23 protein-coding genes are annotated in these 24,091 nt (G+C 62.1%); 18 read left to right on the top strand and 5 right to left on the bottom strand.

What is annotated here, in order from left to right; translation table 11 throughout:
• Window positions 1–38 precede the first annotated feature (38 nt).
• From ACTNBZ_RS02320 to ACTNBZ_RS02310, 3 genes are all read right to left on the bottom strand, one after another.
• Entirely contained in the window at window positions 39–599 is a 561-nt protein-coding gene (locus ACTNBZ_RS02320; RefSeq protein WP_441208034.1) for a DUF5317 family protein, read from the bottom strand.
• A complete protein-coding gene (locus ACTNBZ_RS02315; RefSeq protein ID WP_441208033.1) occupies window positions 593–1,909 on the bottom strand; it encodes an HD-GYP domain-containing protein in 1,317 nt (438 codons plus the stop codon). The genes ACTNBZ_RS02320 and ACTNBZ_RS02315 overlap by 7 nt, the downstream gene beginning before the upstream one ends.
• A 254-nt stretch (window positions 1,910–2,163) precedes the next feature.
• On the bottom strand, window positions 2,164–2,793 hold the full coding sequence (locus tag ACTNBZ_RS02310; protein WP_441208032.1) for a hypothetical protein: 630 nt from the start codon (window positions 2,791–2,793) through the stop codon (window positions 2,164–2,166).
• Window positions 2,794–2,965: 172 nt separating this feature from the next.
• Here ACTNBZ_RS02310 and ACTNBZ_RS02305 point away from each other — a divergent pair, with 172 nt between their 5' ends.
• The 3 genes from ACTNBZ_RS02305 to ACTNBZ_RS02295 are packed head-to-tail and all read left to right on the top strand — an operon-like array spanning window position 2,966 to window position 4,055.
• Entirely contained in the window at window positions 2,966–3,556 is a 591-nt protein-coding gene (locus ACTNBZ_RS02305; RefSeq protein ID WP_441208031.1) for a hypothetical protein, read from the top strand.
• Window positions 3,557–3,601: 45 nt separating this feature from the next.
• Window positions 3,602–3,787, top strand: coding sequence for a hypothetical protein (locus ACTNBZ_RS02300; RefSeq protein ID WP_441208030.1), 186 nt, complete (start codon window positions 3,602–3,604; stop codon window positions 3,785–3,787).
• Window positions 3,788–3,800: 13 nt separating this feature from the next.
• Window positions 3,801–4,055 (top strand): spore coat protein, encoded by a 255-nt coding sequence (locus tag ACTNBZ_RS02295; RefSeq protein WP_441208029.1) that lies wholly within the window; start codon window positions 3,801–3,803, stop codon window positions 4,053–4,055.
• A gap of 58 nt (window positions 4,056–4,113) precedes the next feature.
• Here the strand turns inward: ACTNBZ_RS02295 and ACTNBZ_RS02290 are convergent, their stop codons facing one another.
• The gene (locus tag ACTNBZ_RS02290; RefSeq protein ID WP_441208028.1) at window positions 4,114–5,031 is read right to left on the bottom strand and encodes a hypothetical protein; all 918 of its coding nucleotides are present in this window, start codon (window positions 5,029–5,031) and stop codon (window positions 4,114–4,116) included.
• Window positions 5,032–5,309: 278 nt separating this feature from the next.
• Between ACTNBZ_RS02290 and rpsB the strand changes: the two genes are divergently transcribed.
• Both rpsB and tsf read left to right on the top strand, forming a co-directional pair.
• A complete protein-coding gene (rpsB, locus tag ACTNBZ_RS02285; protein ID WP_441208027.1) occupies window positions 5,310–6,032 on the top strand; it encodes a 30S ribosomal protein S2 in 723 nt (240 codons plus the stop codon).
• Between the two features lie 77 nt (window positions 6,033–6,109).
• Window positions 6,110–7,027, top strand: coding sequence for a translation elongation factor Ts (gene tsf, locus ACTNBZ_RS02280; protein WP_441208026.1), 918 nt, complete (start codon window positions 6,110–6,112; stop codon window positions 7,025–7,027).
• A 133-nt stretch (window positions 7,028–7,160) separates the two neighbouring features.
• Here the strand turns inward: tsf and ACTNBZ_RS02275 are convergent, their stop codons facing one another.
• Window positions 7,161–8,498 carry a uracil-xanthine permease family protein gene (locus ACTNBZ_RS02275; protein ID WP_441208025.1) on the bottom strand — a complete coding sequence of 446 codons (1,338 nt, stop codon included), beginning with the start codon at window positions 8,496–8,498 and terminating at the stop codon, window positions 7,161–7,163.
• A gap of 411 nt (window positions 8,499–8,909) precedes the next feature.
• On the opposite strand from ACTNBZ_RS02275, the gene pyrH reads away from it, so the two are divergent.
• The 13 genes from pyrH to hisD all read left to right on the top strand — a co-directional run bounded on the left by pyrH (window position 8,910) and on the right by hisD (window position 24,079).
• Window positions 8,910–9,632: a UMP kinase gene (gene pyrH / locus ACTNBZ_RS02270; RefSeq protein ID WP_441208024.1), complete on the top strand. Its 723-nt coding sequence runs from the start codon at window positions 8,910–8,912 to the stop codon at window positions 9,630–9,632.
• Between the two features lies 1 nt (window position 9,633).
• Window positions 9,634–10,188 (top strand): ribosome recycling factor, encoded by a 555-nt coding sequence (gene frr, locus ACTNBZ_RS02265; protein WP_441208023.1) that lies wholly within the window; start codon window positions 9,634–9,636, stop codon window positions 10,186–10,188.
• 76 nt (window positions 10,189–10,264) lie between these two features.
• On the top strand, window positions 10,265–11,011 hold the full coding sequence (locus tag ACTNBZ_RS02260; protein ID WP_441208022.1) for an isoprenyl transferase: 747 nt from the start codon (window positions 10,265–10,267) through the stop codon (window positions 11,009–11,011).
• Window positions 11,011–11,835 carry a phosphatidate cytidylyltransferase gene (locus tag ACTNBZ_RS02255; RefSeq protein ID WP_441208021.1) on the top strand — a complete coding sequence of 275 codons (825 nt, stop codon included), beginning with the start codon at window positions 11,011–11,013 and terminating at the stop codon, window positions 11,833–11,835. Before ACTNBZ_RS02260 ends, ACTNBZ_RS02255 begins: the two co-directional genes overlap by 1 nt.
• Before the next feature lie 24 nt (window positions 11,836–11,859).
• Entirely contained in the window at window positions 11,860–12,999 is a 1,140-nt protein-coding gene (locus tag ACTNBZ_RS02250; protein ID WP_441208020.1) for a 1-deoxy-D-xylulose-5-phosphate reductoisomerase, read from the top strand.
• Between the two features lie 67 nt (window positions 13,000–13,066).
• Complete coding sequence (locus ACTNBZ_RS02245; protein WP_441208019.1) at window positions 13,067–14,137, top strand: M50 family metallopeptidase; 1,071 nt, start codon at window positions 13,067–13,069, stop codon at window positions 14,135–14,137.
• Window positions 14,138–14,149: 12 nt separating this feature from the next.
• Window positions 14,150–15,187 carry a flavodoxin-dependent (E)-4-hydroxy-3-methylbut-2-enyl-diphosphate synthase gene (gene ispG, locus ACTNBZ_RS02240; protein WP_441208018.1) on the top strand — a complete coding sequence of 346 codons (1,038 nt, stop codon included), beginning with the start codon at window positions 14,150–14,152 and terminating at the stop codon, window positions 15,185–15,187.
• A 106-nt stretch (window positions 15,188–15,293) separates the two neighbouring features.
• Window positions 15,294–15,713, top strand: coding sequence for a hypothetical protein (locus ACTNBZ_RS02235; RefSeq protein WP_441208017.1), 420 nt, complete (start codon window positions 15,294–15,296; stop codon window positions 15,711–15,713).
• Window positions 15,714–15,724: 11 nt separating this feature from the next.
• Window positions 15,725–19,912 carry a PolC-type DNA polymerase III gene (locus tag ACTNBZ_RS02230; RefSeq protein ID WP_441208016.1) on the top strand — a complete coding sequence of 1,396 codons (4,188 nt, stop codon included), beginning with the start codon at window positions 15,725–15,727 and terminating at the stop codon, window positions 19,910–19,912.
• A gap of 390 nt (window positions 19,913–20,302) precedes the next feature.
• Window positions 20,303–20,815: a ferritin gene (locus ACTNBZ_RS02225; RefSeq protein ID WP_441208015.1), complete on the top strand. Its 513-nt coding sequence runs from the start codon at window positions 20,303–20,305 to the stop codon at window positions 20,813–20,815.
• A 176-nt stretch (window positions 20,816–20,991) separates the two neighbouring features.
• Window positions 20,992–22,161, top strand: a complete 1,170-nt coding sequence (gene hisZ, locus ACTNBZ_RS02220; protein ID WP_441208014.1) for an ATP phosphoribosyltransferase regulatory subunit — start codon at window positions 20,992–20,994, stop codon at window positions 22,159–22,161.
• A complete protein-coding gene (gene hisG / locus ACTNBZ_RS02215; protein WP_441208013.1) occupies window positions 22,158–22,808 on the top strand; it encodes an ATP phosphoribosyltransferase in 651 nt (216 codons plus the stop codon). Before hisZ ends, hisG begins: the two co-directional genes overlap by 4 nt.
• Entirely contained in the window at window positions 22,805–24,079 is a 1,275-nt protein-coding gene (gene hisD / locus ACTNBZ_RS02210; RefSeq protein ID WP_441208012.1) for a histidinol dehydrogenase, read from the top strand. The genes hisG and hisD overlap by 4 nt, the downstream gene beginning before the upstream one ends.
• Window positions 24,080–24,091: the final 12 nt, after the last annotated feature.

The following is a 24,091-nucleotide window of genomic DNA, read 5'->3' as shown; positions in this document are numbered from 1 at the left end:
AAATCTAAGAGGCAGTATAGCGGAAAAGCGGGGCTCTGTCAACCGGTGCAGAGCCAGCGGGGCAGCCGGGGCGGGGCCATGGCTGCCATCAGGGCGAAAAAAACGCCCAGGGCCAGCAGAAGATCACCGATACTGGCAAAGCCTGAGAGAAAGGGAATGGGGCAGTAGAAAATATCACCCAGAAAAAGCAGCCGGGTGTCCCCGGAGGCCAGGGCGTACATGGGGATACGGAGGGCCTGAAGGTCGGCCAGCCCGGCAGGGGAGAGAAGGGCGGCAGCCTGTTGAGAGACCGGCATGCGGAAGCCGTTGGCGGCAATGACCGCCAGATTGCACAGGGAACCGAGCCCGGTCAGAAGGGCGGTCTTGGGCATACGGCGGTTGCCCAAGCAGAAGGCCAGCAGCGACCCGTAGGAGAGCAGCAGAATGACGGGCGCCCAGGCGTCATACGCACCGGAGGGGAGCAACCCCAGTCCCCGCTGGAGCAGCAGTGCCAGCACGGGAAGAGGGAGCAGGCGCAGCCCCGCGCCCTCCCACCGGGAGAGCCGTCCGCCTCCCGCCCATCCGATCAGCAGGGCCAGCAGTACGGAGCAGATCAGCACGGCAGCTCCTCCTGTTTCGTCCCGGCGGAGGGAGGCGCGAGCCGTCCGTCCTCGATCATGGCGGCGGCCACCATAGCCACCTGGGGATGAAACTGCTTTCCGGCCTCCTCCCGCAGGATGCGGGCGGCCACCTCGGGCGAGCGGCCCTTGCAGTAAGGACGGTCGCTGGTGATGGCGTCATAGGCGTCGGCCGCCCCCAGGATATAGACCTCCAGAGAGATCTGTTCTCCCACAGTGCCGTCGGGATAGCCGCCGCCATCGTAACGCTCATGATGGTGACGGACCAGGTCCAGAATATCGCGGTAGGCGTCGATGTTCTTCAGGATATCCACGCCGATGATGGGGTGCTGCTGGATCTCCAGCCGCTCCGCATCCGTGAGGCGGCCGGGCTTTTGAAGGATGGCGTCGGGAATACCGATCTTGCCGATGTCGTGGAACACAGCGCCGTTCTGGAGGCGGTTCACCCGCTTCTGGGAAAGACCCATTTCCTGGGCGATCAGGGTAGCGTACTGGGCCACGCGGGCACTGTGGCCCTCGGTGTAGGTGTCCTTGGCGTCCAGCGCAGCGGTGAGGGCTTTCAGGATACTGAACTGCTGGCGGGTGCCAGTGAGGTAGAGCTGGAGGGAATAGCGGGCCAGCAGCAGGGGCAGCATGAAGAGGAGTGCCAGCCATGTGCCAGAAGGCAGCCGCATCAGGATGGCCAGAAAATAGGCCATGGGAGTGCAGCAGAAAATACTGGGCAGCAGCCCGACGAACATCTGCAGAATGGTGGGGTAGAAAGTGACCTTCCGCTCCAGCAGGAACATGAAGAGAAGAATGAAGCTGTTGAGCAGGATGGAGCAGAAAATGAAGCACAGCCCGGGCAGCAGCACGCCGGGAAGGTCGATATTCCCCGGGATACCGCCGGCGGCACGGTAGGCCAGGCCGGCAAGGGTAAAGGAGAGGTTGCGGTTCCCGGCATTGAAGAAGGTCTTGACGGGGTCTGTGTTGAAGATATGGTAATGGCCTTCCCCTTCCTCCCGGGGGATGATCTCCAGGGGGGTGGTGAGAAACACAATGGCGGTGGCGGTCTCCGGTCCAAAGAGGAGCACAGTGGTCAGGATGCTGATGAAAGAGATGTCGATGGTACAGTCAGGGCGGATGTAGAGCGGCAGGCAGCGGCAGAGGATACACAGGATAATCAGGCTGATGAGGACGCCCGGGCGGCTCCAGGGGCGGGAGAGGGCGCTGGCGGCGATGGAATAGCCGCCGGCGGCCATGCCCAGCAGGATGACCAGCCAGATATACCAGGTTGTGAGCTTGCGCATCATAGCATTGACCTCCGCACCGCAGACATGGGATGGGTGGAATGGGACGGCACGGAACGCCTGACGGCGTCCCGTGCCGTTCCGGGTTCACTTAGCGCCAGCTAAAGTAGGCGCCGCCAGCGACCAGAAGGGAAACCAGGGAAGTAAGAGCAGCCATGAGTTTCGCCTTATTCATCGAATACAGCCTCCTTAAATAATAGGAGCTCTGCCGTTCGCTATGGGCAGGCTGTATTCGCTTCGCTCAAGTTCAGGTGGGATCAGGCTTGGACGGCGGGCAGAGTGGGCAGCCGCCGGTTCACCGCGTCCAGTGTAGCCAGGATGACTGCTGCGTTGGCGTCCTCACCGGCGTAGCAGGCGCCCAGCAGGGGTTCGGTCTTACCGTCCGCCTTCAGGAGCAGCCCCACCAGAACGGCGGGACGCTCACCAAGGGAGGTGGAGCGCACATTCTCCACCGAGAAACGGCAGCTGGCGGACAGCGGGCTGTTGATGGCCTCCACTGTGGCGCGGGCGATGGCCCGCACACGGGCGGGAGAGGAGAGGTCGCACTGGGCATGTCCCTCATACACATCGTCCCCCTGCCGGAGGGTGACTGTAACAGAGGCCCCGTCCCGGCTGCTGACGAGATCCAGCCGTTCGAAGATCAGGCGCCTGGACCGCTCGTGAAAAGGGGCCGGGATCTGGGCAACGCTGATGATGCGGTGGTCCAGCTCCAACTGAAATTTGGCCAGGAGGGCGGACTGGATATCACGGACGATCTGTTTGGGGCTGCGGGACTGGTCGGAGAGTACATGGACCTCCCGGACGGCGCCATTTTCCAGATGAAACTCCACGCCCAATACGCCGGGCAGGCGATTGATAAGCGCTTTCCAGCTGTCGGTATCCACCATCATAGGGTCCTCCTTAGGGAAATCAACAATTGGCCCGGATGAAGAATCACCAAGCATCACCATTATACAAAATTCGGCACCCCGGCGCAAGACACTATAGCACTTTTTCCATGAATTATGTAACGCGGCGTTTCATATATCAATCTAAGAGTATACGGCGGGAGGGATAGCGATGGAATGGCGGTTTGCGCTGGCGGGCGGCGCGGGGACGCTGCTGGTGCGGGAGGACGGGGGAACGGCACTTTTGACAGGCGAACTGCCGGATGATCGCCGCGGGCTGTATAAGGGCTGGCTGACCGGAGAGGGAGGGGGCAGAGTGCTGCTGGGCACCTTTCTGCCCGAACAGGGGATGCTGCGCCTGCATCGCCGCGCGCCGGTCAGCGAGCTGCGGAAAAAAGGAGCATGGCCTCCGGCCGGCGCCCGGGCGGAATTGGTGTATCCCTCCCAAAACGGGCGTCATAGGGAGAACACGCCTCTGCCGCCGGGATGGGAACGGGCCGGAGAGCCGGGGCGCTTTCTGGGCGACCCGCTGCTCAAGCGCTCGGCCCAGGGACTGAAAGGCATACTGGTCCGCCGGAGGGCGGAAGGGGTGGAATTGGCCATCCCGTTTTCCGCCGGGGGAGCACTGGCGTTGACGCCGCTGGTGTGCCTGATGGCGCCGCGGCAGCTGGGCGGACAGAGCTACCTGTGCGTGCAGTTGGACAAAAAGGGATGGCCCATCCGGCCGGGGGCGGATAATCCGAACGCGAAGCGGGCAGACTGAGACCGGAGCAAGCCCCAACCTGAATTCCAAAAGGAGGAGATCGCCATGGCCAATCTGACCGCCAAGGAGCTGGACGCCCTGTCCGACCAGCTGGATTTTGAAAAGGTGCTCTACTGCAAGTACCAGTCCGCCATCCAGAACTGCCAGGAGAACGAGCTGCGGCAGGCCTACCAGCAGTGCGCGCAGCGCCATAAGCAGAACTACGACTGCCTGCTGGGCCATTTGAACTGAGGAGGAACGGGACATGAAAGACCAGGAACAGATCACGGATTTTATGCTGGCGGAGAAGAAGATGACCGCCAACTATGACGCCTTTGCGTCCGAGTGTGTCAACACCGCCCTGCGGGACGATTTTCTGAAGATCTTCAACCAGGGCCATAAGACGCAGGCAGAGCTGTTCCAGCTGGCCCAGTCCAAGGGCTGGTACCAGGTGGAGCAGGCGCCGGCCAGTAAGGTGAGCACCGCCTACCAGAAGTTCAGCAACCAGCGGCCCCAGTGACCGCGGAGGACCGCCGTCCGGGGAAAGATCGGCCCGGGACGGCGGTCCTCTCGGTTATTCATGGCAGCTGCCGGTCCAGCTCCAGGAGCCGGTGAAGATTTGCGCTCAGATCTCCGACCACCTCCACCGACCGGTCGAGTATTTTATCAGGTACCAGAGGGTGGTCACGGTTCATCCGGACGAGGGAGGCGCCGGGCCAGAGGAAGGTCATCCGCTGGAAGGGATGGCGGATGAGACCGGGGGAGTTGAAACCGATGCCCAGTTCCAGGAACACGGTGGTGCCATGGGCGGCTTCGGCCCAGAACTGCTCAAAGGCGGAACGGGTGGACATCACCTTCCAGGGAACGAAGGAGGCCCGCCCCCGCATGTTGCGCACCGCCGGTGCGCCGCAGCGGGGACAGCGGGGAAGATCCTCCTCCCGGCAGGCATAGGTCTCCGGGTCCATGTTGGCCGTGATGCGGCGGTAGATCTCCTCGCCGTCCCACAGCTCGTCACAGCAGGGGACGGAGCACTGGAAATCGGCAATGCTGTTCTGGGGGCAGAACACCCGGCCGGGATCAAAGCCGGCGCGGTAGAACTGGTCGTCGATATTGCTGCTGAGCACGAAGTAATTCCGCCCCCGTACCAGCTCCAGCAGGTCCCGGTAGGCCTGGATGACCGGAAAATCATACCGGGCCCACAGAGCTTCGGCGGCGATCATCCCCTGCTTCTGCAGTCCGGAGCGGTCGGGGTCCCACAGAGCCTGCCACAGGGACCGGTAGCCCAGCCGGACCAGAGCGGGGAAGTCCCGCCGCAACACATCATAGGAATTGTAATCCATCCCACCGGAGGCCGACAGACCGGCTCCGGCGCCTATGATGATGTGATCCGCCTCCCGCAGAAGGCGGAGGGTGCGGATGAGCTTGGGGGTGTTGTCCCGGGCAGACAGCTCGGCGGCCCGGGCGGCCTGGGCCGCGATACGCTCTGCATAAGTCATGGAAGCGCTCCTTTCCGACGGAGAAAATAAGGAAGGGCGGCCGTGGATTGGCCGCTTTATCATTATAATATTATACAATATGGCCCGCCGGAATCCAAATAAAAAGCATGAGGAATAAATTTGAGACGCAAGGAAAATAATACTTGCATCCTGACAAACATTGTTGTATAATATCACAGCATGATTACACACACTCAGCGGATCTGCCGGTCGGGTGCCCTTTGGGGTGGCCGGAGGAGATGACGCGGGTGGAGGTAAAACAAAAGGAGGAAATAATCATGGCAGTCGTTTCTATGAAGCAGCTTCTGGAGGCCGGCGTTCACTTCGGCCACCAGACCCGCCGGTGGAACCCCAAGATGGCCACCTACATCTACACCGAGCGCAACGGTATCTACATCATCGACCTGCAGAAGACCGTGAAGAAGCTGGAGGAGGCCTATAACTTTGTCCGCGAGCTGGGCGAGAACGGCGAGACTCTGCTCTTTGTCGGCACCAAGAAGCAGGCCCAGGAGGCTATCAAGGAAGAGGCCACCCGCTGCGGCATGTACTATGTGAACGCCCGCTGGCTGGGCGGCATGCTCACCAACTTCAAGACCATGCGCGGTCGCGTGGACCGTCTCAACCAGCTCAAGAAGATGCAGGAGGACGGCACCTTCGACATGCTGCCCAAGAAGGAAGTCATGAAGCACCTGGGCGAGATCGCCAAGCTGGAGAAGTATCTGGGCGGCGTGGTCGAGATGAAGAAGCTGCCCGGCGCTCTGTTCGTCGTTGATCCCCGCAAGGAGCGCAACGCCATCAACGAGGCCCGCAAGCTGCACATCCCCATCGTGGCCATCGTGGATACCAACTGCGACCCCGATGAGATCGACTATGTGATCCCCGGCAACGATGACGCCATCCGCGCCATCAAGCTGATCTCCGGTGTGATGGCCAACGCCATCCAGGAGGGCAAGCAGGGCCAGGACGCTCCCGCCGAGGAGACCGAGCAGGCCGCTGAGTAATCAGGACGAATTGGGAAGCGCCCGCCCGCGCGGGCGGGCGCTCCTTTTATACGAATCATAATGGAGGTTAAGTGATTATGGCAATCAGCGCGAATGATGTAAAGAAGCTGCGCGAGATGACCGGCGTCGGCATGATGGACTGCAAGAAGGCCCTCACCGAGGCCGAGGGCAATATGGATAAGGCTGTGGAGATCCTCCGCGAGAAGGGCCTGGCCGCTTCTCAGAAGAAGGCCGGCCGCATCGCCGCCGAGGGTATGGCCTATGCCGGCGTGATCGACGGCGTGGGCGTGGTGGTCGAGGTCAACGCCGAGACCGATTTCGTGGCCAAGAATGAGAAGTTCACCGACTTCGTCAAGGGCGTGGCCGCCACTGTGGCCGCCAACAAGCCCGCTGATCTGGATGCTCTGATGGAGTGCAAGTACCTGGGCACCGACCTGACCGTCACCCAGCAGCAGCAGGAGATGGTCCTGGTCATCGGCGAGAACATCAAGGTCCGCCGCTTTGCTTTCTACACCGAGGGCGTGTGCGTGCCCTACATCCACGCCGGCGGCAAGATCGGCGTGCTGGTGAACCTGGAGACCAGCCTGACTGCCGAGCAGGTCAACGAGTGCGGCAAGGACGTGGCCATGCAGATCGCCGCTCTGAATCCCCGTTTCTGGGACAAGTCTCAGGTCACCCAGGACGTGCTGGATGAGGAGAAGAAGATCATGATGGCCCAGATGGCCAACGATCCCAAGATGGCTTCCAAGCCCGAGCAGGTCCGCGAGAAGATTGTCATGGGCAAGCTGAACAAGTTCTATTCCGAGAACTGCCTGCTGCAGCAGGAGTTCGTGAAGGACAGCAGCCTGACCGTGGAGAAGTATATCGCCAGCGCCGCCAAGGCTCTGGGCGGCACCATCACCTTCAAGGACGCTGTTCGCTTCGAGAAGGGCGAGGGCATCGAGAAGCGTCAGGAGAACTTCGCCGAGGAGATCGCCAAGCAGCTGGCGAAGTAAAGTATAAGGCCAGCGAGCCCCGGGTGCAAAAGCGCGCCCGGGGCTCTTTTGATCTTCCTGTTCTCCTGTACCCGCGCAAAAGTCAAAACCTCCGGCTAAGCCGGAGGTTTTGACTTTTATTTATGAGCGCCTTTTAGCCCTGAGAAGTGAGGGTCTTGGAGAATTCCTCGATGTACTTCCGGTCCTCCTCGGTCTTGGGCAGGATGATGTTGAGCAGAAGAGCGGAGAGGGCGGTGCCCGAGATGCCGGTGAAAAGGGTGAGCACGGTGGTGGGGAGGAAGGAGAGGTAGTCGCCGGCATACCCGCCGCCGATGCCGATGACCAGGGACACAGCCAGAATGGTGATGTTGCGCTTGCTCAGATTGCCCATGCTGATGACCCGGATGCCGGTGGAGGCGATGCTGCCGAAGGTGACCAGCAGGATGCCGCCCAGAACGGGGTTGGGGATGAGGGCCAGAAGCTGCGAGAACTTGGGGAAGAAGGAGAGCAGGCCCAGGATCAGAGCGCCAAGAGCGGTCACATAGCGGCTGGCCACGCCGGTCATGGCGATGACGCCGGCATTTGGGCTGGCGGAGACCACGGGAAGGCCGTTGAAGAGGGCGGCGATCATACTGCCCAGGCCGTCGCCCCGCAGGGTACGGACCAGTTCCTCCTTGGTGGGCAGACGGCCCTCTGCGTTGGTGACGATGCCGGTGGTGTCACCCACATTTTCCATGACGGTGGCAATATGCACGGCGCAGATGGTAAGGATGGGGCCCACCTGGAACTTCATACCGAACTTGACCGGGGTGGGGAAGGAGAGGGCCTGGGCCTCCAGCACGCTGGTGAAGTCCACCATGCCCAGGGCAATGCACAGGACAAAGCCCACGATGATGGAGATCAGGATGGACAGGGACTGGAGAAAGCCCTTGGCGAAGTTGTCCAGCACCATGGCCAGCACAAAGGTAAAGGCGGCGATGGCAAAGTACTTCATGACCTCGGGGCTGGAGGGATTATAGTTGACCGCGTTGCCGAAGCCGCTGCCCATCAGGCACATGCCCACCGCCAGCACCACGCTGCCAGTGACCACAGGGGTGAAGTACTTGTGCAGGTAAGTGATGGCCAGCGGCCCGAAGATGAAGAGCACCACGCTGCCCGCAAAGGCGGCGCCGAACGCGCCGGAAAGACCGATATCAGGGTTACAGGCCATGGCCACCATGGGAGAAATAAGAGTATAGCTGCCGGAAGTGACAATGGGCAGCTTGGAGCCGATGGGGAGCTTCCACAGACCGAGGGACTGGATCAGACTGGCAATGCAGCTGATGAACATGCTGCACTGGATGAGCAGCGCGGTATCGTTTACATCCAGTCCGGCGCCGCTGGCCAGCAGAAGGCTGCCTGCCAAAGTACCGGTAAAGGCCACGAGAACATGCTGCAGCGCTAAAGGAATCGCTTTTTGAACGGGGGGCTTGTCGTTAATGCGGTAAACCATGAAAAAAGATTCTCCTTTACATCCGCCTGGGCGGAGACTTTTCGATGCAGGGGGCAAACACGTGTTTCAACACATCACAAATACATCATATGACTTTGAGTATTATACTGATTAGTCAGACAAAATGCAAGAAATATCTGTGAATCTTGCTGAAAATGGTCTAGTTATACAAAAAAATGGGTGTACTCCTGTGCAGATAAACAATAAGAGAACTGCTGAACACCTTTTTTTGGATAGTGTTAATTTTGCCGGAGGCCGCGGCCAGGGCAATAAGTTGTAAAAATTTTGTCTGAGGGCCTATGCAAACCGGGGAAAATAAGTTAAAATAACAAAAGACTATACATGGCCCGGAGTGGGAGATGAGAGAGTTCCGTTCCGGTGCGATACAAATACCATAAAGGGGTTGACTGTATGGGTGAACCACAGTATAAACGCATACTTCTGAAGATCAGCGGCGAAGCTCTGGCCGGTGAGGCCAGCCGGGGCCTGGACTTCGGCGTCATCGGCCAGGTCTGCGACGTGATCAAGCAGTGTAATGAGATGGGCGTCCAGGTCGGCATCGTCGTGGGCGGCGGCAACTTCTGGCGGGGCGTGAAGGACGGCGGCGGCCGGATGGAGCGCACCCGTGCCGATCACATGGGCATGCTGGCCACCACCCTCAATTGTCTGGCGCTGGCCGACATGCTGGAGCAGCGGGGGGTGGAGGTCCGGGTGCAGACCGCCATCGAGATGCGTGCCATCGCCGAGCCCTACATCCGCTCCAAGGCCATCCGCCATCTGGAAAAGGGGAGAGTGGTCATCTTTGGCTGCGGCACCGGCAATCCGTTCTTCTCCACCGATACCGCTGCCGTGCTCCGCGCTGCCGAGATCGACGCGGACGTGATCCTTCTGGCCAAGAATATCGACGGCGTGTACAGCGCCGACCCCAATAAGGACCCCACCGCAGTAAAGTATGATTCCATTTCCTATGACGACGTGCTGGCCCAGCACCTGCAGGTGATGGACTCCACCGCCACCAGCCTGTCCATGGACAACAAGATCCCGGTGATCCTTTTTGCACTCAAGGACCCCCAGAATATCGTGCGGGTGCTCCGGGGCGAGAAGATCGGTACCATTGTGAAGGAGGAAAAGTGAGATGAAGGCGATCCATAAACCTTATGATGAGAAGATGCAGAAGACTGTGGACGTGGTGGTCAGCGATTTTGCCAGCGTCCGGGCCGGCCGGGCCAACGCCGCCGTGCTGGATAAGATCACCGTGGACTATTATGGCAGCCCCACTCCCATCAACCAGGTGGCCGCCATCTCTTCTCCTGACCCCCGCACCCTGACCATCCAGCCCTGGGACAGCAGCCTGCTCAAGGCCATTGAAAAGGCCATCCAGACTTCCGACCTGGGCATCAATCCCCAGAACGACGGCCGGCTGATCCGCCTGGCCTTCCCCCAGCTCACCGAGGAGCGCCGCAAGGAGCTGTCCAGGCAGGTGAAGAAATATGCCGAGGCCGGCAAGGTGGCCATCCGCAACATCCGCCGGGACGCGGTGGATACCTACAAGGCCATGAAGAAGAAGTCCGAGATCACCGAGGACGATCTGAAGGAATACGAGAAGGAAATGCAGGACATGACCGAAAAGCGCTGCAAGCAGATCGATGAGCTCAGTGCCAAGAAGGAAGCCGAACTCATGGCTGTGTAAGGCCATACGCCTTTCCATATGAGTGCGGGGGGGGCTGCGCCCCGCCCTCGAATTCTGGTTTGTTAGGGTGTCAGCTATGCCGATCTTCAAATCGAAGGAGAAGGACGCCCCACAGGTGGACTTCACGAATCTGCCCAGGCACGTGGCCATCATTATGGACGGCAACGGCCGGTGGGCGCGACGCCGCGGCCTGCCCCGTACCGCGGGACACGCGGCGGGAGCGGAGACCTTCCGCACCATCGCCACCTACTGCAAGGACATCGGACTGGAGTATCTGACGGTCTACGCCTTCTCCACGGAGAACTGGAAGCGGCCCGCGGAGGAGGTCTCCGCCATCATGGGCCTGCTGAAAAAGTACCTGCTGGAGGCCATCGGGAAGATGGAGCGGGACCGGGTGAAGATGAAGTTTTTCGGCGATCTCACGCCTCTGACGCCGGAGCTGCGGGAGCTGTGCCGGCGGACGGAGGAGATCTCCACCCATTATGAGGGCTGCCAGGTCAATATCTGCCTGAACTACGGCGGGCGGGACGAGATTGTCCGGGCGGCCCGGGCCCTGGCCGCCGAGTGCGCGGCGGGGGAGCGGCAGCCGGAGTCCATTACGGAGGAGCTCTTTTCCCGGCGGCTCTTTTCCGCCGGGATCCCGGACCCGGATCTGGTGATCCGGCCCAGCGGAGAGCTGCGGCTCTCAAACTTCCTGCCCTGGCAGTCGGCCTATGCCGAGTTCTATTTTACCGATGTGCTCTGGCCAGACTTTTCGAAGGAAGAACTCAACAAAGCCCTGGCGGATTATCAGTCCCGGTCCCGCCGGTTCGGAGGTGTCTGATGGGAAAGCGTATCCTGGTGGCGGTGATCTTTATCCCCGTGATCTTTCTGGTACTCTACGGAGTATCGCCGGTCTATCCCGTGGTGCTGCCGGTGGCTGTGGCTGTGCTGTCCATGATCGGCGTCCACGAGGCCATGTGGTCCACGGGCTTTGTCAAAAATATCCGTATTTCGGGCTGTTCCATCGTCCTGGCCGGACTGATCCCGTTCTGGGTCTACTACAGCGGGGACGAGGTGCTGGCCCTGGCGGGCCTGTTTCTCTATGTGGTCCTGCTCTTCTGCGAGGCTATCAGCAGCCACAAGACGGTGACCATGGAGAAGATGGGCGGAGCCTTCTTCCTCTCCGTGATGATCCCATTTTTCCTTTCCTCCCTCCTGCGCCTGCGGCTGCTGGAGGGATGGCGCTATCTCATCATCCTGCCCTTCCTGGCCGCTTTTATCAGCGACGCCTTCGCCCTGTTCGCGGGCATGCTGTTCGGAAAGCACAAGCTGGCCCCGGAGCTCTCCCCCAAAAAAACGGTGGAGGGCGCGGTGGGCGGCTTCCTGGGCGCGGTGATTGCCCTGCTGCTTTACGGCCTCCTGCTGGCGAAGGTGTGGGGGCTGCAGGTCAGCTATCCGCTGCTGGCCCTGTACGGGGCATTGGGCAGCCTGGTCTCTCAGCTGGGCGACCTCTCCTTTTCGTATATCAAGCGGGAGTACGGCATCAAGGATTACGGCAACATCCTGCCCGGCCACGGCGGCGTGCTGGACCGCTTTGACAGCGTGATCTTCTGCGCGCCTCTCATCGAGCTGCTGGTACGGCTGCTGCCGGCCATCAGCCGGTAGGGATACAAAGAAAGAAGTGGGCATATGCAGAAGAATATCGTCATACTGGGGTCCACCGGCTCCATCGGACGGCAGTCGCTGGACGTGATCGAGGCCTGCGGAGCGCACGCCATGGCCCTCACCGCCAACCGGGACACAGAGCGGATGGAGGCGCAGTGCCGCCGGTTCCGGCCGGAGCTGGCCGTGATGATGGATCCCGCCGCGGCGGAGGAGCTGCGGGTGCGTCTGTCCGACACCAATGTGCGGGTGGCCGCGGGCATGGAGGGCCTCATTGAGGCCGCGTCCCTGCCCCGGGCCGACACGGTCATCACCGCCGTGGTGGGCATCGTAGGTCTGCGGCCCACCATCGCCGCCATCCGGGCGGGCAAGCGCATCGGCCTGGCCAACAAGGAGACTCTGGTCTGTGCCGGTGAGCTGGTGATGGACGAGGCTGACGCCTGGCACAGCCAGATCGTCCCCGTGGACTCGGAGCACTCTGCCATCTTCCAGTGCCTTCAGGGCTGCCGGGACCGGGAGGAGGTCAAGCGCCTGATCCTCACCGCCTCGGGCGGTCCCTTCTGGGGCAAGAAGCGGGAGGAGCTGGAGAAGGTGACTCTGGCCGACGCCCTCAAGCACCCCAACTGGTCCATGGGGGCCAAGATCACGGTGGATTCCGCCTCTCTCATGAACAAGGGACTGGAGTTCATTGAGGCCATGCGGCTCTACCGCCTGCCGCCGGAAAAGATCGCGGTGGTGGTCCACCGGGAGAGCATAGTTCACTCCATGGTCGAATACTGTGATAATGCCGTCATCGCGCAGCTGGGCGTGCCCGACATGCGCGTGCCCATCGAATACGCCCTCACCTGGCCGGAGCGGGGCCCCGCCGTAGCCCAGCCGCTGGACCTGGTGAAGTGCGGCAAGCTGACCTTTGCCCAGCCGGATATGGAGGCCTTCCCATGTCTGGGGCTGGCCATGGGAGCGGCCCGCACCGGCGGCACCGCCACCGCCATCCTCAACGGCGCCAATGAGGCCGCCGTGGCCCGGTTCCTGGCGGGGGAGATCGGCTTCCTGGACATCCCGCGCCTGGTGGAGCGGGCGCTGGAGCGGGTGCCGGTGACCCCAAATCCCACACTGGACGATATCTTTGCCGCGGACCAGGCTGCCCGGATCTGCGCCAACGAATAACACCCAAACGGCTGGGGCGGCGTGATGAAACGCCGCCCCACAGCTGCTTTTATCCACAGGAGGTCTTATGCTCTATATTCTCTTTGCTATTCTGATGTTTGGCATCCTGATCGCGGTCCACGAGCTGGGCCATTTTGTCACGGCCAAGCTGCTGGGCGTCAAAGTCAACGAGTTTTCCATCGGTATGGGGCCCCAGCTCCTCTCCCGAGTGCGGGGAGAGACCCAATACTCTCTGCGGCTGCTGCCCATCGGCGGCTACTGCGCCATGGAGGGGGAGGAGGGGGGCTCAAACGATCCCCGGTCCTTTGAGAACAAGCCGGCCTGGCGGAAGGTCATCATACTGGTGGCCGGCTCTTTTATGAACTTTCTGGCCGGTTTTCTGATCCTGGTAGGGCTTTACGCCGCCAGTTCGGTGATCGCGCCGGTGGTCACCGGATTTTTGGACGGTGTGCCCGCCCAGGAGCTGGGCCTGCAGGCGGGGGACCGTATCGTGGAGATCGAGGGTACGGCGGTGCGCTACCGCAGCCAGATCGACGCGCTGCTGGATCAGGCCTCGGCCGACGGCTCGGTGGACCTGACTGTGGAGCGCAGCGGGGAGCGGGTGACGCTGGAGAGCGTTCCTCTGGTGCGCCGTACCATCCAATATAAGGGAGAGGAGCGGCAGATGTACGGCCTCTCCTTCGGCCAGACCGAGCGGCTGGGCCCGATGGATTGCCTGGCCCTGTCCTGGCGGCAGTCGCTGGAGTTCGTCAAAATGGTCTGGAGCAGCCTGGGCCAGCTCATCCGGGGCGCCGTGGGGCTCAAGGACCTGTCCGGACCCATCGGCATCGTCAACGCGGTGGGGGAGCTGGGCACCTCCGCCGCCCAGGAGGGAGGAGCGGCGGCCGCCGTCCGCAGCATTCTCTATTTTGTCTCCTTTATCGCCATCAATCTGGCGGTGATGAATCTCCTGCCCATCCCGGCGCTGGACGGCGGACGCATCTTCTTCCTGTGCGTGAATCTGATCTATACCGTGCTGACCCGCAAAAAGCTGGACCCCAAATATGAGAACGCGGTGAATATGGCGGGCTTCTTCTGCCTGCTGGCACTCATGGCGGTGGTGGCGGTCAGCGATATCTCCAAGCTCTTTCACAGTTGAGGTGACAGGACCATGACAAAACAGATATTTGTAGGCGGCGTTCCGGTGGGCGGCGGCGCCCCTGTGACCATCCAGTCCATGACCAATACCCGCACCGACGATGTGGCCGCCACCGTGGAGCAGATCCGGAAGCTGGAGGCCGCCGGATGCGAGATCATCCGCTGCGCGGTGCCCGACATGGAGGCGGCCCGGGCGGTGGGCGCCATCCGGGAGCAGATCCATATCCCGCTGGTGGTGGATATCCATTTTGACTACAAGCTGGCGCTGGAGGCGGCGGCCGCCGGCGCCGACGCGGTGCGCATCAATCCGGGCAATATCGGCGGGGCCGACCGGGTGAAGGCGGTGGCCGACGCCTGCCGGAAGCGGAACATCCCCATCCGCATCGGCGTCAACGGCGGCTCACTGGAGCGGGAGCTGCTGGCCAAATACGGCGGCGTCACGCCCGAGGCCCTGGTGGAGTCGGCCTTCGGCCACATCGCCCTGCTCAACCGCTTTGATTTCGACGATATCTGCGTCTCTCTCAAATGCTCCAGCGTGCCCATGACCATCGCGGCCTACCGGCTGATGGCCCAGCGGAGCGACTATCCCCTCCACGTGGGCCTTACCGAGGCGGGCACGCCCCGGATGGGCGTGCTCAAGTCGGCGGTAGGCATCGGCGGCCTGCTGGCTCTGGGCATCGGAGACACCATCCGGGTGTCCCTCTCCGCCGACCCGGTGGAGGAGGTATACGCCGCCCGGGACATCCTGAAGGTGGTGGGCCTGCGGCAGGAGGGAGCCCAGCTCATCTCCTGCCCCACCTGCGGACGGACGAAAATCGACCTGATCGGCCTGGCCGGCCAGGTGGAGGAGCGGCTCAAAGAGGTGAAAAAGCCCATCACCGTGGCGGTCATGGGCTGCGTGGTCAACGGCCCCGGAGAGGCCCGGGCCGCTGATGTGGGCATCGCCGGCGGCGACGGGGTGGGACTCCTGTTCCGCCACGGTGAGATCGTCAAGAAGGTACCTCAGGAAGCGCTGGTGGACGAGCTCTTCCGGCTGATCGAGACGATCTAAGAGCGGAATTCAGACATTTGAGTATTGACATATCCTCAAAACTGTGGTATTCTGCAATCAAACCCAAAGAACGGAATACAGTGGTTTGGAACAGGAGATCAAGGACATGACGTTTGAGGAGTTTATCAAAACATCCAACACCCTGGCACCCATGGCCAATCTGCCGGCGGCCCGGCATATTTATGAGAACATCATCTGCCGGCCCGACGTGGTGGGTTGGATGGCCATCGCCTCGGAGCTGAAAATGCCCGCCCTGGCGGTGTGCGCCGGGGAGATCGAGCAGTACTGTGACAGCCATCCCGGCTGCGGGGTGGACCTGCGCAGCGACCTGACCCGGAAGTCCATCGGCCGCATGGTCCGGGCCGCGCTGGAGCCTGTGGGCTATCTGCCCGCGGGCAAGAAGAATATGCCCAAGGAGCTGGGCTTCCGGTACTTTTGCGGTGTGGCCAAGCGCTATGAGAAGCAGGCCTCCGCTCAATTCACGGTGAAGGTGAGCCTGGAGCCTGCCCAGAACCAAGTCAGATAGGAGCCCTGTCTATGGCAGAGGAAAAAAAGATCCCATTTATGGAGCTGTTCTCCGCCTGGCGGCCGGAGCCCGCGCTCCTGCCTGCGCTGCGGGCGTGCATGGTGACTGGCGCGGTCATCGACCGGGGGGCGCGCACCCTGCAGGCCGAGCTGGAGTGCCCCCTGCCGCTGGGCGAGGGCGTGCGGACCACGCTGGAGGGAGCTCTGGCAGCTTTCTACCGCCTGACCCGGGTGGAATTGCTGGCCAATAGCCCGGTTTCGGTGGAGCCTGCCGTCATTTCTCCGCCGGAGAGCGCCGCACCGCCCGCGGCGGAGTGCATCCCCGCCGCGGCCGAGTCTCCGGCGGCCTCCACCGAGGGGGAGCACCCCACCGTGGACACCGGCGCGGCCGAGGCCTTTGCCCGCACCGAGGCCATCCGGCAGGAGGCGCTGAAAAAGCTGCGTACCGCCAAGCCCTCCGGCGGGGAGAAAAAGGCCCAGCCCAAGAGCAAGCTCCTCTTCGGCAAGCGGGAGGTGAAGGGAATCGCCGTCCCCATGCATACTCTGGAGCTGGACATGGGCACCGTCATCGTGGAGGGCGACGTATTCGCCGTGGATCACAAGGAACTGAAGAAGCGGGGGGCCTGGGTGGTTTCCTTCGACATGACCGACTACACCGGCTCAGTGCGCATTAACAAGTTCTTCCCCGGCGAAGAGGGCAAGCCCATTGTGGACGGGGTGAAAAAGGGGATGCACCTGCTGGTCCAGGGCCGGCTGAACATCGACCGCTTCACCAACGACATGGTGCTGGAGCCCTACGCCATCATGGAGAGCGCCAAGCCGGTCAAGACCGACGACGCGCCGGAAAAGCGGGTGGAGCTCCATCTGCACACCACCATGTCCACCATGGACGCCCTGACCCAGGTGGGCCCCAAGCTGGGTCAGGATAAAAACGTGGTCAAGCGGGCCGAGTCCTGGGGCCACCGGGCCATCGCCATCACCGACCACGGCGTGGCCCAGTCCTTCCCGGACGCCTGGCACTCGGCCAAGAAGATCAAGGTCCTCTACGGCGTGGAGGCCTATTACATCAACGACGTGGACGACCGGGTGGTGGTCCATGGGGACGCGGAGCAGGACTTTCACGGCGAGATTGTCTGCTTTGACATCGAGACCACCGGGCTGGACCGGCAGAAGGACGTGATCACCGAGATCGGCGCCGTGGTGCTGCGCGATGGAGAGGTGGCCGAGACCTTCAATACCTTCGCCAACCCCGGCCGGCCCATGGACCGGAACATCATCTCCCTCACCGGCATCACCGACGAGATGGTGGCCGACGCCCCCTCTCAGGAGGAGGCCATCAACGCCTTTCTGGACTTTGCTGCCGGCCGGCCTCTGGCCGCCCACAACGCAGAGTTCGACATGGGCTTTATCGCCGCCGGCTGCCGGAAAATGGGCCGCCCCTTTGATAACACTTCTCTGGACAGCCTGATCCTGGCCCAGAATCTGCTGCCCCAGCTCTCCAAGCACAAGCTGGACGTGGTTGCCGGGCACCTGAACCTGCCCGCCTTCAACCACCACCGTGCCAGCGACGACGCGGCCACCGTGGCCTATATGCTGGTGCCCTTCTTCAAAATGCTGGAGGACCGGGGCGTCCATACCCTCCAGGCCATCAACCCGGCCATGACCAAGCTGCGGGGCGCGGGCAAGGCAAAGCGCCAGCCCAAGCACCTGATTGTGCTGGCCAAAAATCAGCTGGGCCTGCGCAATCTGTACCAGCTGGTGTCCAAGTCCCATCTGGAACACTTCAAGCGCTTCCCCATCATGCCCAAGAGCCTGATCAACCAGCACCGGGAGGGCCTCATTTTGGGCTCGGCCTGCGAGGCGGGCGAGCTCTATGAGGCTGTGACCAGACACAAGGAGTTCAGCGAGCTCAAGCGCATTGCCTCCTGGTATGATTTTCTGGAGATCCAGCCGGTGTGCAACAACGCTTTCATGCTCCGCAAGGGCATGGTCCAGAGCGAGGAGGATATCCGGAACTTCAACCGTACCATCGTGGAGCTGGGCAAGGCCCTGGACAAGCCGGTGTGCGCCACCGGAGACGTCCACTTCCTGGACCCGGAGGACGAGATCTACCGGCACATCCTGCTGGCGACCAAGGGCTTTGAGGACGCGGATTCCCCGCTGCCCATCTACTTCAAGACCACCACCGAAATGCTGGAGGAGTTCTCCTACCTGGGGAAGGATGAGGCCTACAACGTGGTGGTGCGCAACACCAATCTGGTGGCCGACTGGTGTGAGGACGTGGTGCCCCTGCCCAACGGGCTCTTCCCGCCCGCCCTGGAGGACTCGGAAGGAGAACTGAAGCGGCTGGTATGGGGAAAAGCAAAGGAGCTTTACGGTGAGGAGCCGCCCCAGATCGTGGTGGACCGCATCAATATTGAGCTGGACGCCATCCTGGGCCGGCACTACGACGTGATCTACATGTCGGCCCAGAAGCTGGTGCAGGACTCCTTGGAGCACGGCTATCTGGTGGGCTCCCGGGGCAGCGTGGGCTCCTCGCTGGTGGCCTTCATGTCGGGCATTACCGAGGTCAACTCCCTGGCGCCCCACTACCGCTGTCCCAAGTGCAAGCATTCGGACTTTGAGACCGGCCCACGGGAGGGATATGGCTGCGGCGCCGACATGCCCGACGCGGTGTGTCCCGTGTGCGGCACGCCCTATGTGAAGGACGGCTTCAACATCCCCTTCGAGACCTTCCTGGGCTTCGGCGGCGACAAGGTGCCCGATATCGACCTGAATTTCTCGGGCGAATACCAGGCCAAGGCCCACCGGCACACCTTTGAGCTCTTCGGCGAGAGCCACGTGTTCCGGGCGGGCACCATCGGCACGGTGGCCGAAAAGACCGCCTTCGGCTATGTAAAAAAATACCTGGACGAGCGGAGTATCCACGTCACCCGGGCGGAGGAGAACCGGCTGGCTCTGGGCTGTACCGGCGTCAAGCGCACCACCGGCCAGCACCCCGGCGGCATGGTGGTCATCCCCCAGAACCGGGAGATTTACGACTTCTGCCCGGTACAGCACCCGGCGGATGACACCGATACCGATATCGTTACCACTCATTTTGAATATCACTCCATGGAGTCCAACATCCTGAAGCTGGACATGCTGGGGCACGATGACCCCTCTATGATCCGCATGCTGGAGGACCTGACCGGTGTCAACGCCCAGCAGATCCCCCTGGACGACCCGGACACCATGTCCATCTTCACCTCCTCGGAGGTGCTGGGGTTTGAGGATGACAAAATCCTGGGTCCCACCGGCGCGGTGGCCATCCCGGAATTTGGCACATCGTTTGTTCGGGGGATGCTGGTGGACACCCAGCCCACCCAGTTCGACGTGCTGGTCCGGCTGTCCGGCTTCTCTCACGGTACCGACGTGTGGCTGGGCAACGCCAAGGACCTGATCGTGCAGCAGGGTATCCCGGTCAACCAGGCCATCGGCTGCCGCGACGATATCATGCTCTTCCTCATCTCCTGCGGCATGCCGGAAAAGCGGTCCTTCAAGATCATGGAGGCGGTGCGAAAGGGCAGGGGACTGCCCGAGGGCGCCGAAGAAGAGATGGTGGCCGCCGGTGTGCCCGACTGGTACATCGGCTCCTGCAAGAAGATCAAGTACCTCTTCCCCAAGGCCCACGCCGTGGCCTATGTGATGATGGCCTTCCGCATCGCCTGGTTCAAGGTCCACGAGCCCCTGGCCTTTTACGCGGCCTATTTTTCCATCCGTGCCAAGGCATTTGACGCCACCTGCATGTGCTGGGGCATGGATGTGGCTCTGGCAAAAATGAAGGAGATCATCGCCAAGGACAAGGCGGCCACCGCCGTGGAGCAGGACATGCTCACCACGCTGGAGGTGGTCTACGAGTTCTACCTCCGCGGCTTCACCTTTGAGCATGTGGACCTGTACCGTTCCCACGCCACGCTGTTCCGCATCGACAAGGAGAAGAATACCCTCATCCCGCCCTTTACCTCCATCCCGGGCCTGGGCGAGACGGCGGCCTGGTCCATCCTGGAGCAGCGGGAGGGCAAGCACTTTATCTCTGTGGAGGAGTTCTCCGCCGCCTGTCCCAAGGTGTCCAAGACCCACATCGAGCAGCTCAAGGCCGCCGGCGCCATGGACGGCATGCCGGATACCAGCCAGATCACATTGTTCGACGGGTTCTAAGAGGCATGCCGTCCCCGCCGCGGAAGCGGCGTCCAAGTGTTTTGCGGAGCAAAACCTTGATGCCCGGCGGATTCATTCCGCCGGAGCAGATCAAAGAAAAAGGGGTCCCCGCAGGGCCTGCCCTGTGGGGCGGCATGCCGGATACCAGCCAGATCACATTGTTCGACGGGTTCTAAGAGGCATGCCGTCCCCGCAAGGGAAAATGTGTAGGGCGGGGCGCCCTCGTCCCGCCGTAACGTATAGTTCTTTTTGAATGGCGGAACGATACATGGTCCAACACAAGCTGCGCCCGCCGGGATAAAAAATCAGAGGTTAGCCCTTGTATCGGCAGGGAAAAAGTGATACGATAGGCATGCTCCAAGCTTTATAAATAAAGAAGAGGTGTTTTTTATGCTGGACAAGAAGGTAGCCGAGCTGCTGAATACCCAGATCAACAAGGAGTTCTACTCTGCTTATCTGTACCTGGATTTCTCGGTCTATTATGAAGAGATTGGCCTGGACGGCTTTGCCAACTGGTACAAGATCCAGGCTCAGGAGGAGCGGGATCACGCCATGCTGTTCCTGCAGTACCTGCAGAACAACGGCGAGAAGGTGACGCTGGACGCCATTGCCAAGCCCGACAAGGACCTGAACGACAAGCTGCAGGTCCTCAAGTATGGTCTGGAGCATGAGCAGTATGTGACCAGCCTGATCCACACCATCTATGAGGCGGCCTACGGCGTGAAGGACTTCCGCACCATGCAGTTCCTGGACTGGTTCGTCAAGGAGCAGGGCGAGGAGGAGAAGAACGCCGAGGACATGATCAAGAAGATGGAGCTCTTCGGCGACGACGCCAAGGGCCTGTACATGCTCAACAGCGAGATGGCGGCCCGGGTGTACTCCGCCCCCTCTCTGGTCCTGTAAGGCTTTTTCAGTCAAGCGTGGGATGGGCGCGGGCCGTGACGGCCCGCGCCCATTTGACTGTACCGCATGTTCGAAGGGAAACCATTCCATCGAAATGGGAGGCGCCTATTGACAAGTGTCCCGGCTTGTAGTATATTAGCGTGGTAAAGCGATAAAGCGACAGGAGGATTTCTCCCATGAAGTACAGCATCAATACACCGGAGGGGACCCGTGACCGGCTCTTTGCCGAGTGCCGTGACCGCCGCAGTGCCCAGGATGCCCTGACCGGGCTCTTCCGCCGCCGGGGCTACGCGGAGGTCAGCACCCCCGAGGTGGAATTTTACGACCTCTTCCTCCAGTCGGGCAACCCCATGCCCCAGGAGGCCATGCTCAAGATCATCGACCGCAGCGGCAAGATCATGGTCATGCGGCCCGACTGCACCGCGCCCATCGCCCGTGTGGCGGCCACCAAGCTCAAGGCCATGCCCCTGCCCCAGCGGCTTTTTTACGCCGAGACCGTCTTCCGCTCCGGCGACCAGCACCGGGGCGGCAGCAGCGAGATTGCCCAGTGCGGCGTGGAGCTCATCGGCGCGGCGGGGAAAAAGGCCGACCTGGAGATCATCGCCATGGCGGTGGATTCCCTGCGCGCCTGCGGCCTGGCACGATTCCACATCGAACTGGGCCACGCCGGGTTCTTCCGCTCCCTGGCCGGGCGGATGGACATGGACCAGGAGCAGGTGGAGGAGATGCGCGCTCTCATCGAGGGTAAGAACTTCGCCGCGCTCAACGATTTCCTGGCGCCTTACGCCGACCAACCTGCCTCCAAAGCCCTCAGCCGTCTCAGCCGTCTGTTCGGCGGAGTGGAGGTGCTGGGCGAGGCCGAGGCCCTGGCCGGGGAGAATGAGGCGGTGACCTACCTGCTGGAACTCAGCGAGACGCTGAGCAACGCGGGCTACGGCAAGTATATCCGCTTTGACCTTGGTCTGGTGCATCAGATCGACTATTACACCGGCGTGGTATTCCGGGGCTATGTGGAGGGAGCAGGGGATGCCGTTCTCTCCGGCGGCCGGTATGACAGCCTGGTGGCCTCCTTCGGCCGCCCGGCCCCCGCTACTGGCTTTGCGGTGGACGTGGATGCGGTGGCTATGTGCCGCCCCAGCGTGGAGGCCCCTCCGGTAGGTGTACTGGTCCACTTTGAGGACAGCGAGCTGGACCGTGCCCTGGCGGCGGTGGACAGCCGCGCCGCGGGCACCTGTGAGCTCTCGCCCTGCGATTCCCTGGAGGGCTCGGTGGCCCTGGCCCGGGAAAAGGGCGCGGCCCGGGTGCTGGTGCTGGAAGCGGGCGGCGAAAGGATGGTGGAGGTATGAGTCAGAAGCTGCGTATCGCCCTGACCAAGGGACGGCTACAGGACAAGAGCGTGGAGCTCTTTGAGGCAATGGGGCTGGACTGCACTCCCATCAAGGAACCGGGCCGCCGCCTGCTGCTGACAGTACCCAATTATCCGCTGGAGGCGGTGCTGGCCAAGGCCCCCGACGTCATCACTTATGTGGAGCACGGTGTGTGCGACCTGGGCATTGTGGGCAAGGATACCATTCTGGAGAAGGGCAAGTCCTTCTACGAGGTGCTGGACCTGGGCTTTGGCAAATGCCGCTTCGCCCTGGCGGTAAAGCAGGGCAGCGATTTTTACGGCACCTACAAGACCCGGCGCATCGCCTCCAAATACCCCAATGTGACCCGCGCCTTCTTTGAGAAAAAGGGTATGGACGTGGACATCATCAAGATCGAGGGCTCGGTGGAACTGGCGCCGCTGCTGGAGCTGGCCGACGGCATCGTGGACATCGTGGAGACGGGGGCCACCCTGCGGGAGAATGGGCTGGTGCCCATCGAGGATGTGGCCCAGGTCAGCGCCCGGCTCATCGTCAACACCGCCAGTATGAAGCTGCACAAGTCTCAGATCGAGGATTTCATCGGCCGCTGCGAGGCCGAGCTGGAGAAGCGGAGGGAACAGGCATGATACAGATCATCCGGGCGGACGGCTCCGCGGAGCAGGAGTGCATCCGGGCCATGCGGGCCCGGGCGGCCAGCGCCAACGAGGCGATAGACCGCGCTGTGGCTGAAATACTAAAGAATGTAAAGGAAAACGGCTTTGCGGCTGTCCGGGACTATTCCCTGAGGTTTGACAAGGCTGCGCCCCGGGAGATCAGTCCTGCTGAGCTGGATGTGGCCTACGCGGCCTGTCCGGCGGAGCTGATCCGGGCCATGGAGCACGCCGCGGCCAACATTCGGGATTACAACGAGAAGCTGCTGGCCAGGACCATGGAATGGACTTCCCCCGACGGCGGCACTGTGGGCCGGGTGGTCCGGGGCCTGAGCCGGGTGGGCGTGTATGTGCCCGGCGGTACGGCGGCCTATCCCAGCAGCGTACTGATGAACGTGGTGCCTGCCAGGGTGGCCGGGGTGGAGGAGATCGTCATGGTCACGCCCCCCACCGAGAACCTGAACAGCGCCGTACTGGCGGCGGCTAAAATCGCCGGGGTGGACCGGGTCATCGCCGTGGGCGGCGCCCAGGCCGTGGCCGCCCTGACCTACGGCGCGGGGTTTATCCCCCGGGTGGATAAGCTGGTAGGGCCCGGCAACGCCTATGTGGCCGCCGCCAAGCGGATGGCCTACGGCAAACTGGATATCGACATGGTGGCCGGTCCCTCCGAGGTGTTGGTCATCGCCGACGGCAGCGCCGACCCCAAATATGTGGCCGCCGATCTGCTCAGCCAGGCCGAGCACGACAAGCTGGCCTCCGCCGTGCTGCTCACCACCAGCGATGAGTTGGCCCGGGCGGTGGACGCCGAGATCGTCCGCCAGACCGGCTATCTCAGCCGCTCGGAGATCATGGAGTGCTCCCTGCGGGACTTCAGCTGCGCCATCGTGTGCCGGGACCTGGACGAGGCCGCCGCGCTGGCCAACGAGATCGCCCCTGAGCACCTGGAAGTGGTCACGGAGAAGCCCCGGGCCCTGCTGCCCAAGCTGAAGAACGCGGGCGCGGTCTTTCTGGGCGCCTGGTCGCCCGAGCCCCTGGGAGACTACCTGGCCGGCCCCGACCATGTGCTGCCCACCAGCGGCACGGCCCGGTTCTTCTCGCCCCTCAGCGTGGACAGCTTCCTCAAGACCATGAGCGTCATTGAATACAGCCGGGAGACCCTGGAGCCCATCAAGGACCAGATCATCGCCCTTGCCGAGACTGAAAAGCTCACCGCCCACGCCAATTCCATCCGGGTCCGGTTCGAATAAGTAAGGAGGAAT

The organism is Pseudoflavonifractor sp. HCP28S3_F10 (genome assembly GCF_052065415.1).
In the GTDB taxonomy this organism is placed as follows: domain Bacteria; phylum Bacillota; class Clostridia; order Oscillospirales; family Oscillospiraceae; genus Pseudoflavonifractor_A.
Note: the sequence above shows the minus strand (reverse complement) of the source record. Positions and strands in the feature narration are given on the sequence as shown.

What these genes read in the sequence shown, in the direction of transcription:
- ACTNBZ_RS02255 (WP_441208021.1), top strand. Translation starts at nt 11,011, where the DNA reads ATGGGAAAGCGTATCCTGGTGGCGGTGATCTTTATCCCCGTGATCTTT.
- ACTNBZ_RS02230 (WP_441208016.1), top strand. Translation starts at nt 15,725, where the DNA reads ATGGCAGAGGAAAAAAAGATCCCATTTATGGAGCTGTTCTCCGCCTGG.
- ACTNBZ_RS02275 (WP_441208025.1), bottom strand. Translation starts at nt 8,498, where the DNA reads ATGGTTTACCGCATTAACGACAAGCCCCCCGTTCAAAAAGCGATTCCT.
- ACTNBZ_RS02300 (WP_441208030.1), top strand. Translation starts at nt 3,602, where the DNA reads ATGGCCAATCTGACCGCCAAGGAGCTGGACGCCCTGTCCGACCAGCTG.
- ACTNBZ_RS02290 (WP_441208028.1), bottom strand. Translation starts at nt 5,031, where the DNA reads ATGACTTATGCAGAGCGTATCGCGGCCCAGGCCGCCCGGGCCGCCGAG.
- ACTNBZ_RS02315 (WP_441208033.1), bottom strand. Translation starts at nt 1,909, where the DNA reads ATGATGCGCAAGCTCACAACCTGGTATATCTGGCTGGTCATCCTGCTG.
- frr (WP_441208023.1), top strand. Translation starts at nt 9,634, where the DNA reads ATGAAGGCGATCCATAAACCTTATGATGAGAAGATGCAGAAGACTGTG.
- ispG (WP_441208018.1), top strand. Translation starts at nt 14,150, where the DNA reads ATGACAAAACAGATATTTGTAGGCGGCGTTCCGGTGGGCGGCGGCGCC.
- ACTNBZ_RS02225 (WP_441208015.1), top strand. Translation starts at nt 20,303, where the DNA reads ATGCTGGACAAGAAGGTAGCCGAGCTGCTGAATACCCAGATCAACAAG.
- ACTNBZ_RS02260 (WP_441208022.1), top strand. Translation starts at nt 10,265, where the DNA reads ATGCCGATCTTCAAATCGAAGGAGAAGGACGCCCCACAGGTGGACTTC.
- ACTNBZ_RS02295 (WP_441208029.1), top strand. Translation starts at nt 3,801, where the DNA reads ATGAAAGACCAGGAACAGATCACGGATTTTATGCTGGCGGAGAAGAAG.
- tsf (WP_441208026.1), top strand. Translation starts at nt 6,110, where the DNA reads ATGGCAATCAGCGCGAATGATGTAAAGAAGCTGCGCGAGATGACCGGC.
- ACTNBZ_RS02235 (WP_441208017.1), top strand. Translation starts at nt 15,294, where the DNA reads ATGACGTTTGAGGAGTTTATCAAAACATCCAACACCCTGGCACCCATG.
- hisZ (WP_441208014.1), top strand. Translation starts at nt 20,992, where the DNA reads ATGAAGTACAGCATCAATACACCGGAGGGGACCCGTGACCGGCTCTTT.
- pyrH (WP_441208024.1), top strand. Translation starts at nt 8,910, where the DNA reads ATGGGTGAACCACAGTATAAACGCATACTTCTGAAGATCAGCGGCGAA.
- hisG (WP_441208013.1), top strand. Translation starts at nt 22,158, where the DNA reads ATGAGTCAGAAGCTGCGTATCGCCCTGACCAAGGGACGGCTACAGGAC.
- ACTNBZ_RS02245 (WP_441208019.1), top strand. Translation starts at nt 13,067, where the DNA reads ATGCTCTATATTCTCTTTGCTATTCTGATGTTTGGCATCCTGATCGCG.
- ACTNBZ_RS02250 (WP_441208020.1), top strand. Translation starts at nt 11,860, where the DNA reads ATGCAGAAGAATATCGTCATACTGGGGTCCACCGGCTCCATCGGACGG.
- ACTNBZ_RS02305 (WP_441208031.1), top strand. Translation starts at nt 2,966, where the DNA reads ATGGAATGGCGGTTTGCGCTGGCGGGCGGCGCGGGGACGCTGCTGGTG.
- ACTNBZ_RS02310 (WP_441208032.1), bottom strand. Translation starts at nt 2,793, where the DNA reads ATGGTGGATACCGACAGCTGGAAAGCGCTTATCAATCGCCTGCCCGGC.
- hisD (WP_441208012.1), top strand. Translation starts at nt 22,805, where the DNA reads ATGATACAGATCATCCGGGCGGACGGCTCCGCGGAGCAGGAGTGCATC.
- rpsB (WP_441208027.1), top strand. Translation starts at nt 5,310, where the DNA reads ATGGCAGTCGTTTCTATGAAGCAGCTTCTGGAGGCCGGCGTTCACTTC.